This is a genomic window from Bradyrhizobium sp. SZCCHNRI2009 (genome assembly GCF_032485115.1).
Classification (GTDB): Bacteria; Pseudomonadota; Alphaproteobacteria; order Rhizobiales; family Xanthobacteraceae; genus Bradyrhizobium.
Window position 1 is genome coordinate 324,016 of record NZ_JAUEUH010000004.1, and the last position, 16,393, is coordinate 340,408.

Annotated in this window: 15 protein-coding genes and 1 riboswitch; of the genes, 10 read left to right on the forward strand and 5 right to left on the reverse strand. The window is 67.3% G+C overall.

Annotation, left to right across the window (positions count from 1 at the left end):
- Positions 1 to 72: 72 nt before the first annotated feature.
- From QX041_RS16620 to ilvC, 5 genes are all read left to right on the forward strand, one after another.
- On the forward strand, positions 73 to 1,056 hold the full coding sequence (locus QX041_RS16620; RefSeq protein WP_316165987.1) for a threonine dehydratase: 984 nt from the start codon (positions 73 to 75) through the stop codon (positions 1,054 to 1,056).
- Between the two features lie 214 nt (positions 1,057 to 1,270).
- Positions 1,271 to 1,813: an acetolactate synthase small subunit gene (gene ilvN / locus QX041_RS16625; protein ID WP_315713345.1), complete on the forward strand. Its 543-nt coding sequence runs from the start codon at positions 1,271 to 1,273 to the stop codon at positions 1,811 to 1,813.
- A 3-nt stretch (positions 1,814 to 1,816) separates the two neighbouring features.
- Complete coding sequence (locus tag QX041_RS16630) at positions 1,817 to 2,506, forward strand: class I SAM-dependent methyltransferase (RefSeq protein ID WP_315752743.1); 690 nt, start codon at positions 1,817 to 1,819, stop codon at positions 2,504 to 2,506.
- Between the two features lie 228 nt (positions 2,507 to 2,734).
- Complete coding sequence (locus QX041_RS16635) at positions 2,735 to 3,337, forward strand: LysE family translocator (protein WP_315713343.1); 603 nt, start codon at positions 2,735 to 2,737, stop codon at positions 3,335 to 3,337.
- Between the two features lie 150 nt (positions 3,338 to 3,487).
- Positions 3,488 to 4,507 (forward strand): ketol-acid reductoisomerase, encoded by a 1,020-nt coding sequence (gene ilvC / locus QX041_RS16640; RefSeq protein ID WP_315713342.1) that lies wholly within the window; start codon positions 3,488 to 3,490, stop codon positions 4,505 to 4,507.
- Positions 4,508 to 4,592: 85 nt separating this feature from the next.
- On the opposite strand, the gene QX041_RS16645 is transcribed toward ilvC, so the two are convergent.
- The 3 genes from QX041_RS16645 to QX041_RS16655 all read right to left on the reverse strand — a co-directional run bounded on the left by QX041_RS16645 (position 4,593) and on the right by QX041_RS16655 (position 9,019).
- Positions 4,593 to 5,171 carry a hypothetical protein gene (locus QX041_RS16645; RefSeq protein WP_315769095.1) on the reverse strand — a complete coding sequence of 193 codons (579 nt, stop codon included), beginning with the start codon at positions 5,169 to 5,171 and terminating at the stop codon, positions 4,593 to 4,595.
- Positions 5,172 to 5,246: 75 nt separating this feature from the next.
- Entirely contained in the window at positions 5,247 to 7,307 is a 2,061-nt protein-coding gene (locus QX041_RS16650; protein ID WP_316165990.1) for a TonB-dependent receptor plug domain-containing protein, read from the reverse strand.
- Positions 7,308 to 7,417: 110 nt separating this feature from the next.
- A riboswitch (cobalamin riboswitch) is annotated at positions 7,418 to 7,636 on the reverse strand.
- 270 nt (positions 7,637 to 7,906) lie between these two features.
- On the reverse strand, positions 7,907 to 9,019 hold the full coding sequence (locus tag QX041_RS16655) for a DUF2336 domain-containing protein (RefSeq protein WP_315752746.1): 1,113 nt from the start codon (positions 9,017 to 9,019) through the stop codon (positions 7,907 to 7,909).
- A 542-nt stretch (positions 9,020 to 9,561) separates the two neighbouring features.
- Here QX041_RS16655 and QX041_RS16660 point away from each other — a divergent pair.
- Both QX041_RS16660 and QX041_RS16665 read left to right on the forward strand, forming a co-directional pair.
- Positions 9,562 to 10,419 (forward strand): SDR family oxidoreductase, encoded by an 858-nt coding sequence (locus tag QX041_RS16660; protein WP_316165991.1) that lies wholly within the window; start codon positions 9,562 to 9,564, stop codon positions 10,417 to 10,419.
- Positions 10,419 to 10,721: a hypothetical protein gene (locus tag QX041_RS16665; protein ID WP_315825236.1), complete on the forward strand. Its 303-nt coding sequence runs from the start codon at positions 10,419 to 10,421 to the stop codon at positions 10,719 to 10,721. The genes QX041_RS16660 and QX041_RS16665 overlap by 1 nt, the downstream gene beginning before the upstream one ends.
- A gap of 31 nt (positions 10,722 to 10,752) precedes the next feature.
- On the opposite strand, the gene QX041_RS16670 is transcribed toward QX041_RS16665, so the two are convergent.
- Positions 10,753 to 11,394, reverse strand: coding sequence for a response regulator transcription factor (locus tag QX041_RS16670; protein WP_315713335.1), 642 nt, complete (start codon positions 11,392 to 11,394; stop codon positions 10,753 to 10,755).
- Complete coding sequence (locus QX041_RS16675) at positions 11,391 to 12,788, reverse strand: sensor histidine kinase (protein ID WP_316166190.1); 1,398 nt, start codon at positions 12,786 to 12,788, stop codon at positions 11,391 to 11,393. Before QX041_RS16675 ends, QX041_RS16670 begins: the two co-directional genes overlap by 4 nt.
- Before the next feature lie 189 nt (positions 12,789 to 12,977).
- On the opposite strand from QX041_RS16675, the gene QX041_RS16680 reads away from it, so the two are divergent.
- The 3 genes from QX041_RS16680 to QX041_RS16690 all read left to right on the forward strand — a co-directional run bounded on the left by QX041_RS16680 (position 12,978) and on the right by QX041_RS16690 (position 16,333).
- The gene (locus QX041_RS16680) at positions 12,978 to 13,910 is read left to right on the forward strand and encodes a DUF2380 domain-containing protein (protein ID WP_316165993.1); all 933 of its coding nucleotides are present in this window, start codon (positions 12,978 to 12,980) and stop codon (positions 13,908 to 13,910) included.
- A 191-nt stretch (positions 13,911 to 14,101) separates the two neighbouring features.
- On the forward strand, positions 14,102 to 15,811 hold the full coding sequence (locus QX041_RS16685; protein WP_315713333.1) for a sulfatase-like hydrolase/transferase: 1,710 nt from the start codon (positions 14,102 to 14,104) through the stop codon (positions 15,809 to 15,811).
- A 126-nt stretch (positions 15,812 to 15,937) separates the two neighbouring features.
- Positions 15,938 to 16,333, forward strand: coding sequence for a rhodanese-like domain-containing protein (locus tag QX041_RS16690; protein ID WP_316165994.1), 396 nt, complete (start codon positions 15,938 to 15,940; stop codon positions 16,331 to 16,333).
- Positions 16,334 to 16,393 lie beyond the last annotated feature (60 nt).

Genomic DNA, 16,393 nt, shown 5'->3' on the forward strand with positions numbered 1-16,393 from the left:
CTCCCCGCAAGCGGGGCGAGGGAGCTCACCTGCGTGCGCGGCTGCAGTCTGCCCATGCGTCGAGGGGGTCCCATGTTCACGCTCGCTGAGCTCGAGGCCGCCCATGCCATCGTCGGCGCCGCGGTGCCGGCGACGGCGGCGCATGCGTGGCCGCTGCTGGCGCAGCGGCTGGGGACCGAGGTCGTCGTCAAGCACGAGAACCACACGCCGGCCGGCGCCTTCAAGGTGCGCGGCGGGCTGGTCTATGTCGACAACCTCAAGCGCACGCGGCCGGACGTCCGCGGCCTGATCACCGCGACGCGCGGCAATCATGGGCAGAGCGTCGCGTTTGCCGGCCGTCGCAACGGCCTGCCGGTGACGATCTACGTGCCGCGTGGCAACTCGGTCGAGAAGAACCGCGCGATGGCGGCGTTCGGCGCCGAGCTGATCGAGCACGGCAGCGACTTCCAAGAGGCGCGCGAGGAGGCCGGCCGCCATGCGGCGCGCGACGGCCTGCACATGGTGCCGTCGTTCCATCGCGATCTCGTGCGCGGCGTCGCGACCTACGCGCTGGAGCTGTTCCGCACGGCGCCCGACCTCGATGTGCTCTACGTCTCGATCGGGCAGGGCTCCGGCATCTGCGGCTGCATCCTGGCGCGCGATCTCTTGGGCTTGAAGACCGAGATCGTCGGCGTGCAGTCGACCGAGGCGCCGTCCTACGCGCTGTCGTTCGCCGCGCGGACAGTGGTGACGACCAACAGCGCCGACACCCATGCCGATGGTCTCGCGACGCGCAGCCCGGATGCGGATGCGCTCGCCATCATCCTGAAAGGCGCCTCGCGCATCGTGCAGGTCGGCGACGCCGAGATCGCCGAGGCCGTGCGCATTCTCTGGACCGACACCCACAATCTCGCCGAAGGTGCCGGCGCGGCACCGCTTGCGGCGGCCTTGCAGGAAAAGGGCAGGCTCGCCGGCAAGCGCGTCGGCCTGGTGCTCACGGGCGGCAACATCGATCTCGACCTGTTCAGGCGCTGGGTGCTGCCGGCGGCCACGCATGCCGAAGCGGGGGCCGCATGAGGAGCTCGCAACTCGCCACAAACACCGCCGTCATGCCCGGGCTTGACCCGCCTGCGCGGCCGAAGCCGCTTCGGCGCGGCGAAGGCCCAGGCATCCACGAACCGCGCGCTCGACGCTCGACGTGGAGGGCTGGGAGCGCAGACAAGTTTACGCAGTCTGCGCAAGGCAGACTGCTATGCCCGGCCATGACGGTTGAACTATCACGGGGACACCAATGAACCAGCCAGCGTCAGCCTATTTCCTCGAAGACCGTCACGATCCGAACGAGACGCACACGCTGGCGGTGCTGGTGCAGAACGAGCCGGGCGTGCTCGCGCGCGTCATCGGCCTGTTCTCGGGCCGGGGCTACAACATCGAGAGCCTCACCGTCTCCGAGACCGAGAGCCAGAAGCATCTGTCGCGCATTACCATCGTCACCACCGGCACGCCGATGGTGATCCAGCAGATCAAGCACCAGCTCGACCGCATGATCCCGGTCTACCGCGTCGTCGACATGACGCTGACCAAGCGCGCGATCGAGCGCGAACTCGCGATGGTCAAGGTGCGCGGCACCGGCGAGCCGCGGGTCGAGGCGCTGCGGCTGGCGGATGCGTTCCGCGCCCGGGTGATCGACGCCACGACGGAAAGCTTCGTGTTCGAGATCACAGGCAACACCGACAAGATCACGCAATTCATCGATCTGATGCGTCCGCTCGGCCTGGTGGAAGTCGCCAGGACCGGCATTGCGGCGATCGGGCGGGGATCGGAAGGGATGTGAGCCATGCTGGCGCGCGACTGGTACTATAACGAACGCAACCGGATCGGGCTCGATCATGCCGTCGCCTCGATCTACGGCTCGGGCGATGATGCCGACGAGCGCGCGCGCGCTGCTCTGAAGATGCTCGGCGTCAAGCCGGGCTGGCGGGTGGCCGACATCGGCTGCGGCAACGGCGTGCTGGCGACCGAGGCGGCGCTGCTGGGCGCCGTCGTCGACGCCATCGACATCTCGCCGGCGATGCTGGCGCTGACCCGGATCTACACCCGCGACCGCCGTACCGCGGTGCGGATGCATTCGGCGGGGCTGCTGTCGTTCGCCTATGAGCCGAACTCGTATGACCTGATCGCCAGCGAGTTCACGCTGCATCATCTGCCGGACTTCTGGAAGGCGGTGGCGCTGGCGCGGATCTTCGCGGCGCTGAAGCCGGGCGCGCAGTTCTTCCTGCGCGACATCGTCTATGTCAGCATGCCCGACGGCGCCGAGCGCTCGGTCGAGCAGTGGGCGGATTTCAACATCAAGAACCACGACCTCGCCCGCGACAGCGTCATCACCCACATGCGCGACGAGAACTCGACCTTCGCCTGGGTGATGGAGCGCATGCTGGCCGAGGTTGGCTTCGTCACGGTCTCCGCCGACTACCATGCGCCGATGCACGCGACGTATGTGCTGCAGAAGCCGGCGGGGCAGGGCTAGGCGCTGATGTTCTTGTACGACGGTGAGGTGGCCACGCTGCCACCCTCCCCTGGAGGGGGAGGGTCGATCGCGCATGCAATGCGCGATCGGGGTGGGGTGGGCCGCCGCAAAAGCTCGCGCGTGGAGAGATCACCCCACCCCGCCTCACATCGTTGCTTCGCACGATGTGGGGCGACCCTCCCCCTCCAGGGGAGGTTGAAAAGTCGTCGTGTGGCAGGAGCTCATTAGATGTCCCAGCAGCTCCTCATCGCCTTTGTCACCTTCGCCTTCGTGATGGCGTTCACGCCCGGGCCGAACAACATCATGCTGCTGTCGTCGGGCGTGACCCATGGCTTCCGCCGCACGGTGCCGCACATGATGGGCGTCAGCTTCGGCTTCGCCTTCATGGTCGGCGCGGTCGGCTTCGGCCTCGCGACGGTGTTCATCCGCTATCCCCTGCTGCAGGACGTGCTGAAATACCTCGGCGCGGCCTATCTGATCTACCTCGCGGTCGCCATCGCCTTGTCAGGATCGGCCGAGCCTGACGACGCCAAGCCGCGCGGCCCGATGTCGTTCTGGGGCGCGGCGCTGTTCCAATGGGTCAACGCCAAGGGCTGGGTGATGGTGATCAGCACCATCACCGCCTATGCCGCGATCGCCAGCTTTCCGGCCAACGTGGCGCTGCAGGTCGCGATCAGCTTCGTGATGGCGGTCGCCTCGACCATCACCTGGACCTTATTCGGCACCGCGCTGCGGCCGCTGCTCAGCTCCGAGCGCGCGGTCCGCGCCTTCAACATCCTGATGGCGGTGCTGCTCCTGGCCTCGCTCTATCCCGTGTTCATGGACGCATGAGGGAGACTGCCGCCATGCGAGATCGGGGTTTCCAAGCAGGGCCAAAATGCTCTAGACACGGGCCGGATTTCGTCCGGGCGCAGCCGCCCGTGCCTCACCCAAGCGTCTGACTTTCCAGCCAATTCCGGCCATCTCAAAGAGGAAACGACAATGCGTGTCTACTACGATCGCGACGCCGATCTGAACCTGATCAAGGGCAAGAAGGTCGTCATCGTCGGCTATGGCAGCCAGGGCCACGCCCACGCGCTCAACCTGAAGGATTCCGGCGTCAAGGACGTCGCGATCGCGCTGCGCAAGGGCTCGGCCTCCGCCAAGAAGGCCGAAGGCGCCGGCTTCAAGGTGATGGAAGTCGCCGAGGCCGCGAAGTGGGCCGACCTCGTGATGATGCTGACCCCGGACGAGCTGCAGGGCGACATCTACCGCGAGCACCTGCACGACAACATGAAGCAGGGCGCCGCGCTGGTGTTCGCGCACGGCCTCAACGTCCACTTCAACCTGCTCGATCCGCGCGCCGATCTCGACGTGCTGATGATCGCGCCGAAGGGCCCCGGCCATACCGTCCGCTCGGAGTACCAGCGCGGCGGCGGCGTGCCCTGCCTGATCGCGATCGCCAAGGACTCCTCGGGCAATGCCCATGACCTCGGCCTGTCCTACGCCTCGGCGATCGGCGGCGGCCGCGCCGGCATCATCGAGACCACGTTCAAGGAAGAGTGCGAGACCGACCTGTTCGGCGAACAGGCGGTGCTGTGCGGCGGCCTGGTCGAGCTGATCAAGGCCGGCTACGAGACGCTGACCGAGGCCGGCTACGCGCCGGAGATGGCCTATTTCGAGTGCCTGCACGAGGTCAAGCTGATCGTCGACCTGATCTATGAAGGCGGCATCGCCAACATGAACTACTCGATCTCCAACACCGCCGAATACGGCGAGTACGTCACCGGGCCGCGCATCATCACGCCGGAAACCAAGGCCGAGATGAAGCGCGTGCTCGACGACATCCAGTCAGGCCGCTTCGCGCGCGACTGGATGCTGGAGAACAAGGTCAACCAGACCTCGTTCAAGGCGACCCGCGCCAAGCTTGCCCAGCACCCGATCGAGGAAGTCGGCGCCCGCCTGCGCGACATGATGCCCTGGATCAAGAAGGGCGCGCTGGTCGACAAGTCGAAGAACTGAGGTCTTGCGGCGAAACCGAGAAATGAAAACGGCGGGCAGAGGCCCGCCGTTTTTGTTTGGGGTCGTTGAAGGTCCGCCGGCGCGTTCAGGACGCCGCGCGGCGCGACGCCACCGGCGTCAGCAGGCGGACGATCTCGCTGATGGCGACGAGGCCGACCAGCCAGGCGGCGCTGGTCAGGCCGAGGCGGGCGACGATCGGGAGCGCGAAGCTCGCGGCGCCGCCGAGTGCGGGCGTGGCGGCCAGCAGCACCAGCTCATAGGCGGCGTAGGCACTGGGGAGCGCGACGGCAAGCGCGACCGTCGCTGGTGCTGTGCGCAAGGTCGCCAGGGCCATGCGGGCCACAACGGTGGCGCTGAGCGCCGCCACGCCGATCATGGCGCCCCAGGCCAGCGTGTTGGCATCGACCGGATAGTGCAGCGCGCCGAAGCCGATGCCCTGGTTGACCAGCCAGGCGCCGAGCATCACCGGCAGCGCCGCGCGCAGCGGCAGCATGGCGGCGGCGATCACGGCGAAGGCCGCAAACGGCGTCGCGCAGGCGAACACGAAGCTCGCCAGCGCGCAGGCCCCTGTCAGCAGCGCGAAGCAGAACGCAGCGGCATGCCGTTGCGGAACGGGCGCGAGGCGAGCCTCGGTACCAGACCGGGCGAGGACGTCGAGAGTCATGGAACATCTCCTTCTGTTGCGATTGTAGTCCATTTCGGCAGCTTCTGTCAGCCGCCGGGAGGTTGGTCGGCGGCGTCACTGCACGCCGAAGCTCGCCACCCGGATGCCGCCGAACACGCCGAAGCCCGGCGCGAGGAATCCGGTCGGGTTCTGGTAGTGATGGTTGAAGAGGTTGTCGATCCGGCCGAACAGCTTGACCTGATCGGACAGCGCGTAGTCGCTGCGCAGGTTGACGACCGTATAGCCGGGCGCGACGAGGCCGGTGGTCATGCCGTCGCGGCTGACGTCGAGCCAGTCGCCGATGTGCAGCAGCGTCGCTGACAGCGTCAGCGCATCGATCGGCGCCCATGTCGCGGTGGCGCTCCATTTCTCCTTCGGCCGCCGCAACAGCTGCAGGCCGGTGGCCGCATCGACCGCGCGGGTGAACGTGTAGTCCGCACGCAGCGAGATCCGGTCGGTGAGATCAGCGGTCACGAAGCTCTCGGTGCCTTCGGTGGTGGCGAGGCCGACATTGGCGTAGGAGGTGAAGGTCGCGTTGAAATTGATCAAGTCGGTGATGCTGTTGTGGAAGTAGGTCGCGCCGAAGCGGAGACGATCGTCGAACAGCGGCTGCTCGAAGCCGGCGTCGTAGCCGGTGCTCTGCTCCGGCCGGAGGTTGGGATTGGCGAAGAAGTTGAACGCCGGAAAATCCTGGTGCAACTGGCTCAGGGTCGGTGCCTTGAAGCCGGTGCCGTAGCTCGCCTTCAGCTTGGTCTCGGTCACCGGCAGGATCACCGCCGGCGCGATCCGGTAGGTGCCATGGTCGCCGAACTGGTCGTTGACGTCGTTGCGCAGGCTCGCCACCACGAACCAGCGCTTCACGAACTCGGTCTGCAGCTCGACGAAGCCGGCCTTGTTGCCATTCTCGGCCGAGAGGTCGGCGGTCTTCAGCCGCTCGGTCTGCGGCTCCAGGCCGACGACGAGATTGTTATGCGGCGCCAGCTCGGTCACCGCGTGCCAGTCATACTTGATGCGCTCGCCGGTCGCGACCGCCGCCACCGGGTTGCCAGCCGTCAGGTCGGACGACCGGTCGTTCACATAGTTGACGCCGAAGTAGTTCCGGATGCGGCCGCCGAGCAGCGACCACACGGCTTCCTGGCGTGTCGCAAGCTGGTGGACGGTGTGGTTGCTCCTGATAGCGTCGGGAAAGCTCGGAAAGCCGCTGTCGCCGGTGAACAGCAGCGTCGCGTCGGTGTATCGAATCACCGAGTTCAGCGTCCAGGCCTCGTTGAGGTCGACGCCCAGCTTGGCCGAGGCGGTGACGTTGTCGTAGGCATTGCCGATGGCCTTCTGCCCCGCAGGCAGCAGCTGCCACGGGGTCACCGGAACGTCGCCGGCGTGCAGATGCGCGACATTGATCGCGTAGTTGATATTGTTTTGTGAGCCGCTGACGCCGGCTGACTGGTTGAAGGTCTTGAACGAGCCGCTCTCGACCGAGGCGGTCGCGCGCGCCGGGCCCTCGCCCTTGCGCGTGATCACCGAGATCACCCCGCCGATCGCATCCGAGCCGTAGAGCCCGCTCTGCGGCCCGCGCAGCACCTCGAACTGCTGGATGTCGGCGGCGAGCAGATGCGCGAAATCGAACGCGCCATTGCCGTTGGTGACATCGCCGACGTCGATGCCGTCGATGAAGAGCTTGGTGTGATTGGCGTTGGTGCCGCGCATGAAGACGTTGGTCTGGCCGCCCGGGCCGCCGGCCTGCACCACGTTCAATCCGGGGATCGTGCTCAGGATGTCCGGCACCGTGCGGGCCTGCTGCCCGGCGATGTCCTTGTCGGTCATCACGGTGATCGCATTCGCGACGTGGGCCACTGGCGTGACGACGCCGGTCGGGCTGACGGCGACAGGGGTTCCGGCTGGCGCGGCCGGCTTTGCCGCCGGCACCTGCTGATGCGCGGCGTTGCCGGTTCTGCGGGGGATGGCTGGTTTCTGAGCGATCGGCTCGCGCGGCGGGTCGACCTCAACCGGGGGCAGAAGGTCGGGGGAGGCGGATTGCTGCGCTGCTGTGGGCGAGGGGCCGAGCAGGGCGAATGACGAGAGGACGCAGAACGACGACAGAAGGGCGCGACTGCGCCTGGCATGGGGAACGGGAGACACGAGGGACCTCGGCATGACGTCAGTGGCACGTCACCGCGAACGAGGTCTCATGCAGCCCTTTGCAGGCCTGCCTGAAAACGATGCCAATAACGCCCCGACCGGCATCCTCGCGTGTGACCACGGCTGACGGCAGGTCTCCTGGCTCGCGGGTCGTCACCTCCACGTCGCCTTCCCGGGACCGAGATTTCCCAGTGGCCTTTGACGCGAGATTCGCCGCTTACAGTTGCGGGGGCAGCTGCGGCCTTCGGTCACGTCCCTTGCGAGACGCATCCGGCACCGCATTCCCTTTTGAGCCCCGGTCGAGGGGCACCGTCGCGATCACCGTAGGAGTGCGGGCGCACCAAAGTCAATCCGGCGCCCGGCGATCTCCTGGCGATAACGCTGGCCGGTCGGCTTGGTGATGCCCGGCCGCCTGCGACAACCATAGCCGTCGTCCCTGCGAACGCAGGGACCCATAGCCACCGGCGGTCGTGTGGCGAAGGACGACGACAAGACATTTTCCGCCAATTCACATCACGCGGTATGGGTCCCTGCGTTCGCAGGGACGACAGCGGAGCGCGAGTCGTTGCTGATGAGGATTGCGTCTTGTGAGCACCCGCTCACTTCTCGACCTTGTTGTGCACCATCCAGAATCGCAGCGTGCGCTGGGCGGTGTCGAGCGACAGGCGGCCGTAGTCGCGTTCCGCGAGCTTGAGCGTGTCGCTGTCGATGGCGTGCTTGATCGGCCGGTGGGTCAGGATTTTCGCCACCACCGACCAGGCCAGCCCGGCGGCACGGCAAGGGATCAGCACGATGTCGGTGCGCGGGCCTTCGAGCACCTTGGCCATCATCTCGGTCGGGACGTTGTTGAGCAGGCCGAGTGCGGCGGAAACCTCGCCGAAGCGGCGGGTCTCGGCGAAAAAGGCGATGGCGGCATCGTTGAGCTCGTTCAGCCCCTTCATGCGCTTGACGGCCTCTTCGGCAAGCGTGAAGTCGCGCCCGACCAGGCCGCCGTCGCTGCGCGCAACGTCGGCGATCGCCTTGAGGATCTTCTTGATCTCCTGTTGCAACGCCGGCGGCGCCGAGGCCATCAGCCTGGCGCGCACGGCTTCGGTCGCGCGGCGCAGGAGGTCGCGCAGGTGCTTGGTGGGCAGGTCGACGCGCAGCCCGATGATCTCGGACAATTCGTCGTCGTCCTCGGCATGCGCCATCATCCCGGAATAGCCGGACTCGGAGAAGCGCGCGGTCTGGTTGTTGGCGAGCTTGCGGATCACCCGGCGCTCGCCGCGGTCGACGATGATGTCGGTCACCGCCTCGGTCAGATGCGGACGGCTGGAGATCGCCATCAGGTGATCCTGGCCCTTGGTCGCCGCGACCTCCACCAGCGTATGCTCGGTGAGCCGGCTCGAGTGCATCAGCACGTTCTCGGCCACCGAGATCTCGTCGTCGCGGGCGAGCTGCTGGATCAATTCGACGGGCGCGTAGTCGACCGGCGCGAGATGCTTGCTGAGCTCGGCCCGCGCGCGGGTCTCGACCCGCGAGACCAGCATGCACAGCACGTTGTCGAATACCTTGATCTGGTCCTCGCTGAGGCGTTCGCCGTCATGCAGGAACAGGTTGGTGACTTGGCGCAGCGTGTTGACGCGCTTCGCCGAGGTGCCGCTGCGGACGGCCTCTTCGAGTTCGGTGATGATGGAGTCTTCTGAAGGCGGAAGCTGTTCTGGCTGTGACACGATCGCGCTCGTTTGTCCCGGATTGCCGGAGCGACAGCAACGCGATTGTGATCCGCTGCAAGGCTTTCGGCCTGAGCAGTTTTCGGCACGGGCGATAACAATGCGTTAGGGGCCGAAGGCGTAGTACTCCGGAGAAACACGGATACGGAAAATTAAGGCGATACATATAGGGGGATGACGGGCTGGAGCCCGGTCTTCCGGAGATTCGCCGGACAGGCGATGGAACGAGGTGCGAAGACCTCCCCGCAGACGCGGCGACGACAGGCCAGCGAAGCGGAAAGGTTAATGATCCCATAAGGTCACAAACCTTCCTTCATCCAATTTGCTCGCTGCCCTCGATCTCACGTCAGCTGTCATCCTCCCAAGCCTTGAAACTTAAATCCCATTCTTGCCGCGGCCATTTTGCCGACGCGCCGTGCGATGCGTGGCGTCACCCGATGTTCCGGGACAGGCTCGGCGGGCGATGACCTCGCGCGAAAAATCAGCGCCAGCATCCTGCCGCATCTCGTGCGATAATCGCCGCGCAAATCGTTGAGGTCACCATGAAATCCGTCGTCATCACCGGCGCATCCACCGGCATCGGGTTCGCCTGTTCGAAGCTCCTGCTCGCGCGCGGCTTTCGCGTGTTCGGCAGCGTTCGCAAGCAGGCCGACGCAGACCGTCTGCGCGGCGAGCTCGGCGCCAACTTCATGCCGCTGCTGTTCGACGTGACCGACGAGGCGGCGGTGAAGGCGGCCGCCGGCGAGGTGCGAGCGGCGCTCAAGGGCGAGACGCTCGCCGGTCTCGTCAACAATGCCGGCATCGCCGTCGCCGGTCCCGTGACGGAGCTGCCGATCGCGCAGTTCCGCCATCAGATGGAGGTCAACGTCATCGGCCCGGTCATCGCGACCCAGGCGTTCGCGCCGCTGCTCGGGGCCGATCCAGCCATGACGGGAGAGCGCGGCCGGATCGTGATGATCGGCTCAGTCGCGGGCCGCAACGGCAACCCGCTGATGGCGCCCTATTCGACCTCCAAGCATGCGATCGAAGGGCTGTCCGAGAGCCTGCGCCGTGAGCTGATGCTGTTCGGGATCGACGTCATCGTCATCGCGCCGGGCGCGGTGAAGACGCCGATCTGGGCCAAGGCCGACGAAGTCGACCTGTCGCCGTATCAGGCCTCGCCGTTCTTCCCGGCGCTGCAGAAGATCCGCGCCTTCATGCTGCATCTCGGCCAGTCCGGGCTGCCGGCCGAGACCATCGCCGCGCGGGTGGCCGACGCCTTGACCTTGCCGGCGCCCAAGGTGCGCTACGAGATCGCGCCCGATGCCATGAGGCAATGGATCGTGCGGGTGCTTCCGAAACGGACCGTCGATCGCATCATCGCCAAGCGGCTCGGCCTGATGCCCGCGATCAGGCCCTGATGCCGGCGATGACGACCATCGGCAAGACCCAGGCGGAGCTGACCCGCCTGGTCGAGGAGGAACTTCGCGCGCAGCCGGGCTGCGAGACGGCACGTGTGCCGGCCGTTCATGCGCTCGACGTGCGCAGCGGCCGCAACTGGGAGATCCCGCACGTCGTTCTCGGCGACAGCCTGATCAGCGACGTCGACCGCGCCGTGATGAGCGTGCAGCGCCGGCTCGGGCGCGCGTTTCACCTGATCGACGATCCGGTCACGGCGCCGGAAGCGGCAGCGACGCCGCAGGGCAACGCTGGCGACTCCTGACAATCCTTGCGGGGATGTAAGCCCTGCGGGCTCAGGTCAGCAGGCCCTGCCGCAGCGCCAGCCGCACCAGCTCGATGTCGCTGGCCACGCCGAGCTTGTCCTTGATCAGCGAGTGCAGGTTGGCGACCGTCTTCGGGCTGAGATGCAACGCTGACGCGATCTCGTCGGTGGTGCGTTCGGCGAGCAGCATCTGCATCACCTCGAACTCGCGCGCGGACAGGACGTCGGCGGCCGCGCGCTCGCCGGCGAGGCGGCTGAGCGCGAGCTCGTGATCGATGTCGGGGCTGATCGCGATGCGGCCTGCGAGCACGTCCATGACGGCGCGCACGAGCGTCTCCGGCGGGCTGCTCTTGGTGACATAGCCGCGGGCGCCGGCGCGGATCGCCTGCACCGCGAAGCCGGCATTCTCATGCATGGTGAAGACGAGGATGCGCGCGCCGCGATCCCATTGCCGGATGCGGCGGATGCCCTCGATGCCGCCGACGCCCGGCATGGTCAGGTCCATGATGACGAGATCGGGCCTGACCTCCTTGAACAGCCGGTAGGCTTCGGCGCCATCGGCGGCTTCGGCTACCACGCGCAGCCCCGGCTGCTTCTGCAGCATCGACCTGTAGCCCTCGCGGACCACGGCATGGTCGTCGACCAGCAGGATGGTGCCGGCGGGCGTCGTCATGCCGCACATGCCGTTTCCGGCTGGGTCGGCGCAGGCGAGAGGGCCGGGACCGGAATCTCGACGTGGAGGCGCGCGCCGCCGGAGGTGGCGGCGAAGCTCATCTGGCCCCCCATGGAGGCGACGCGCTCGCCCATGCCGAGCAGGCCCAGGCCCGGCTTGTCGGGAGCTTCGCCGGCAAGACCGTCGTCTTCGACCGTGAGCACGGTCGCGCTGACCGGCCCGTCCTGAAGCGTCAACTGCAACCGCACGCGCGTCGCTCCGGCGTGCTTGACGGCATTAGTGAGCGCCTCCTGCGCGATGCGGTAGATGTTGGTGGCGATGATGCCCGGCAGTCGGTCGACGTCGCCCGACAGGCTGATCTCGAAAACGGTGCGGCCGTGCTGGCGCCTGTTCCAGCCGGCGACGAGGCCCTCCAGGCTGCCGGCGAGGCCGAGCTCGTCGACATCAGGCGGGCGCAGCCGCATCAGCGCGCCGCGCAATTGCTCCATCATGTCGCTCGCGGTGCGCGCGATGCCGTCGCATTCGCCGACCAGAGCGGGGCAATCCTGCGCCGCGCTGTGACGGATCGATGCCGCGAGCGCCCGGATCGCCGCCAGCGACTGGCCGAATTCGTCATGCAGCTCGCGCGCCAGGTGGCGGCGCTCGTCGTCCTCCAAGGCGATCAGGCGCCGGGTCAATTCGCCGCGCTGGGCCAGCGCCGTCTCCAGCCCCTCGGCGAGCTGGTTGAAGGCAGCGCGGATCGCCGAGAGCTCGGCGAGGTCGAACGGCGGCAGCCGCGCCGACAGATCGTTGGCGGCGATCCGCTCCAGCCCGGCGCGGATCAGCCGGGTGGGGCGCAGCGCGCGGGCCAGCGCGGCGTAGGCCAGCGCGCACAGCAGCACCAGCGCCGTCCCGAGCACCGGCAGCAGCCGGCTGAGCTCGCGCCAGGCGTCCGCGGTCATGACGCCGGCGTCGATCCAGACGACGGCATCGCCCGTCGTTTCGTCGCGAAACCTGACCGGCCGTGCCGCTTCGCGGCCCGGATCGAACAGCCGCCGATACAGCATCGCGAAGGCGCGGGGCGGATCGTCCGCCTGCGCCTCGGCGCCGCCGCAGATGCGCTGCACGATCACGCCGTCGACGCCGCGATAGGCGATGCACAGGCCCGGTCGCATCGCCGCCGCCGCGACCGCATCGAGGTCGGGAAAGCCGGCCGGCGGACTGGCGACCCAATGCATCTTGCTTTGCTGCAATTGCAGCGTCCGGGCCGTGATCTCGGCGATCCGCTCATTGCGCACATGCACCGAGCGGTCGATGTCGAACAGCACATAGGCGCAGATCGCCGCGAAGCACAGCGCCGAGACCACCGAGATGCGCAGGGTCAGGCGGTATTTGAGGTCGTAGCGGGTCCACATCTTCGGTGTGTCCATGACAGCCCAGCCGGCCGGCATTTAACGGCAGAACCGTCCGGGCCAAAAGCGCCGCGGCCCGGTGGACGGTGCGGTCGTGAATTTTTCCCGTGCCGCGCCGGGACCGTGGCCGCTGCGGCGATGGCACGGCGGCGTCTAGCTTCCGACCGCAAGACATCGTTGCAGGGGGATCCCATGTCGAACCGTCGCGTCGTCCGTTGTCTCGTTCTCGCGCTTGCTTTCGCGGCCGGCCCGGTCCGCGCCGCCTCCGGCGATGTCCCGGCCGTGCTGGTCGACGATTTCAGCTATCTCGACACGTCCGGCGAGCCGGTCGATCAGACCGCCGCGCATCAGCGGCGGCTGGATGCATTCATCGCCGCGCTCCGCCGCGACGTCGCCGCCGACGCGCGGCTGCGGCCGGTCAGCCCGTCCTGCGCACCGTCCTGCCCGACCGATGCGTCCCCGGAGGCCCGGCTGCAGATGGCGGCCGCGGCCGGCGCCACCGTCGTGATCACCGGCGGAGTCCAGAAGCTCTCCACCCTGGTGCAGTGGACGCGCGCATCGGCCATCGACGTCACCTCCCATCGGGTTCTGTTCGACAAGATCTTCACCTTCCGCGGCGACAGTGACGAGGCCTGGCAGCGCGCCGAGATGTTCGTCTCGCGCCAGGTCCGTGACGCACTGGCGCCGCCGGAGCCGATCCGGCTGGCGCTGCTGCCGTTCGAGCTCGACGACACCAGCGCGGGCGCCGCGCTCGGCGAGACCGAATCCGACCAGAAGGGGCTGCGGGAGGCGACCGACGCGGTGCGGCAGCTGCTGGCGCAGTCCGGGCGCTATCGCCTGGTGGACGCGGCCGGCGAGATCAAGCCGGGGCAGCCGGTGCGTGAGTGCGACGATTGCGAGGCGCGGGCGGCCCGCGCGCTCGGCGCCCAGCAATCGCTGCTCGGCATCGTGAGACGGATCGGCCGCACCGAATACATCATCGGCTTTCGTGTCCGCCAGGCCGACAGTGGGACGCTCGTCGTCGCCGGTGACAGCGGATTGCGCCTCGGCGCCAATTATTCCTGGAGCCGCGGCGCGGTGCGTCTGGTGCGCGAGCGGCTGCTCGAGACCGGCCCCCAGAATTGAAAAAGGGCGAGGATCGGTACGCGAGGACGGCAGTGATGCCACCTCTCGTCGCGGCGCGAGACGACACGTCGCCCTCCGTGCAAATCCGGGCTGTTGTGATTTGTGACGATTTCATTACGGTCGGATGACAGGATAGCCTTCCTTGATCTGTCGGCATGCGCCGACGAAGGGCGCCTGCTTTCGATCGCCTGATGTCACTGACCCCGAACGACCAACCGATCACCACGCTCGCCGCGGCGAGCGCAACGCGCTCCGCGGCGGTCCGGCTGTCCGCCGTCGCCGCGCCGCATGTCGCGGCGCTGGCCCTGATGCTGCACACCGAGACCGATTTCGGCTCGCGGCTCGGCTTCGTGCTGGCCTGGGGCATCCTGAACTGCTTCTGGCTGGTGCTGCTGCGGCGGCCCGCGGTGTCCGGCGCGTTGGCGCTGACCATGGTCGTGGTGCTGGTGCTGCTGTCGCAGCTCAAGCACGCCGTGGTCCAGATGACGGCGAACTTCGTCGACGTGATGCTGATCGACCACGACAGCGCGGCGTTCCTGTTCACGATCTTCCCGAACCTGAAGCTGTCGGTGCTGGTGGCGGCCGCCGTCGTGCTGCCGCTGATGGGGCTGCTGTGGTGGGCGGATCCGTTCCGGATCGCGCGGCTGCCGGCGCTGGCCGGCAAGCTCGCCTGCCTCGCGGCGCTCACGCTGTATTCGCTCAACTGGCGCGACGAGGCCTGGCGCGGCTATTATGACGACGGCTATCTGTCGAAATTCGCCCGCTCCGGCGTCACGGCGGTGTCGGACTTCCTCGCCAACGGCTTCATGGAATCCGACGGCACGGCTGATCGAAGTCTGGCTGCCTTCGTCCCGGATTCCTGTCATCCGGCCGCGCGCCGGCCGAACATCGTGCTGATCCACGACGAATCCAGCTTCGACATCCGCTCGGCGCCAGGCATCAAGGTACCAGCGGGCTATGGCAGCCATTTCAAGTCGTTCGACGGCAAGGCGCGGCAGTTCATGGCCGAGAGCAATGGCGGACCGAGCTGGTTCACCGAGTACAACGTGCTCGCCGGCCTGTCGTCGCGCTCGTTCGGCCGCTTCGCCTATTTCGTGACCCGGATCGCGTCCGGCCGGGTCGAGCGCGGCCTGCCGCTGGCGCTGCGCAATTGCGGCTACGACACGGTGTCGCTCTATCCCGCGCAGGGCGCCTTCATGAGCGCGCGCAGCTTCCAGACCACGGTCGGCGTCGACCGCTTCCTCGACGCGCGCGATCTCGGCGCCAAGGGCGTCGAGCCCGACGGCTTCTTCTACGATGCCGCGCTCGATCTGATGCAGCACCGGCCGCGCGGAAAGCCGCTGTTCATGTTCGTCTATCTCGCCGCCAACCATTTCCCGTGGGAGACGACGTTCCGGCCCGACCTGACGCCGTCCTGGCGAGCGCCGGGCAATCTGCCTTCGATCGATGAGTATCTGCGCCGCCAGGCGATGAGCGCGACGGACTATCAGCGCTTCCTCGCCAGCCTGAAGAAGCGCTTCGGCGACCAGCCGTTCCTGATCGTGCGCTATGGCGATCACCAGCCGGAATTCTCGCCGCACATTCTCGATCCCAAGCTCGACGAGGCCGGCATCGGCGAGAAGCTCGAAAGCTACGATCCGCGCTATTATCAGACCTATTACGCCGTCGATGCCGTCAACTTCGAGCCGCGCCAGAGCGCGGTCGTGATGGACCGGATCGACGCCGCCTATCTGCCGCTGGTCACCTTGGAGGCGGCCGGCATTCCGCTCGATCCGTCCTTCGCCGAGCAGAAGGACATCATGCTCCGCTGCAAGGGCGTGTTCTACGCCTGCGGCGACGGCGCCGAGGCGCGCCGGTTCAACCGCATGCTGATCGACGCCGAGCTGATCCGGGGGCTCTAGACTCTCACCGCCCGCGACGGGTCGGTGGCTTCACGGGATTGCGATCGATCCGTCATTCCATGGGAGGATTGTCGGGACGGCCGCGTTGGGCTACCCCGTGCGCTCCGTGTAAGCGAGAGGTTCGACATGTCTACATCCGTCAAGGAACTGATGGCCGCCGCCAACGCGGTGGTCCTCAAGATCGCGCCGGCTGAGGCGCAGGCGATGATCGCCAAGGGCAACACGCTCGTCCTCGACGTGCGCGATGCGCCGGAGATCGAGAAGACCGGCAAGATCGAAGGCGCCCACCACGTCTCGCGCGGCATGCTCGAATTCCGCGCTGATCCGGACTCGCCCTATCACGACAAGATTTTCAGCAAGGACAAGACCGTGATCCTGTATTGCGCCTCCGGTGGCCGCGCCGCGCTGGCGGGCAAGGCGCTGAAAGACCTCGGCTACGACAAGGTGTTCAACGTGGGCGGCTTCAAGGACTGGGCCGACAATGGCGGCGCGGTGGAGAAGCCGATCGAGCCGGGGATGTAAGCGTGCCCAGCTGATTGGTGCGGCGGTCGTTGCGCCAACCACCGCCGCCATTGCGAGCGA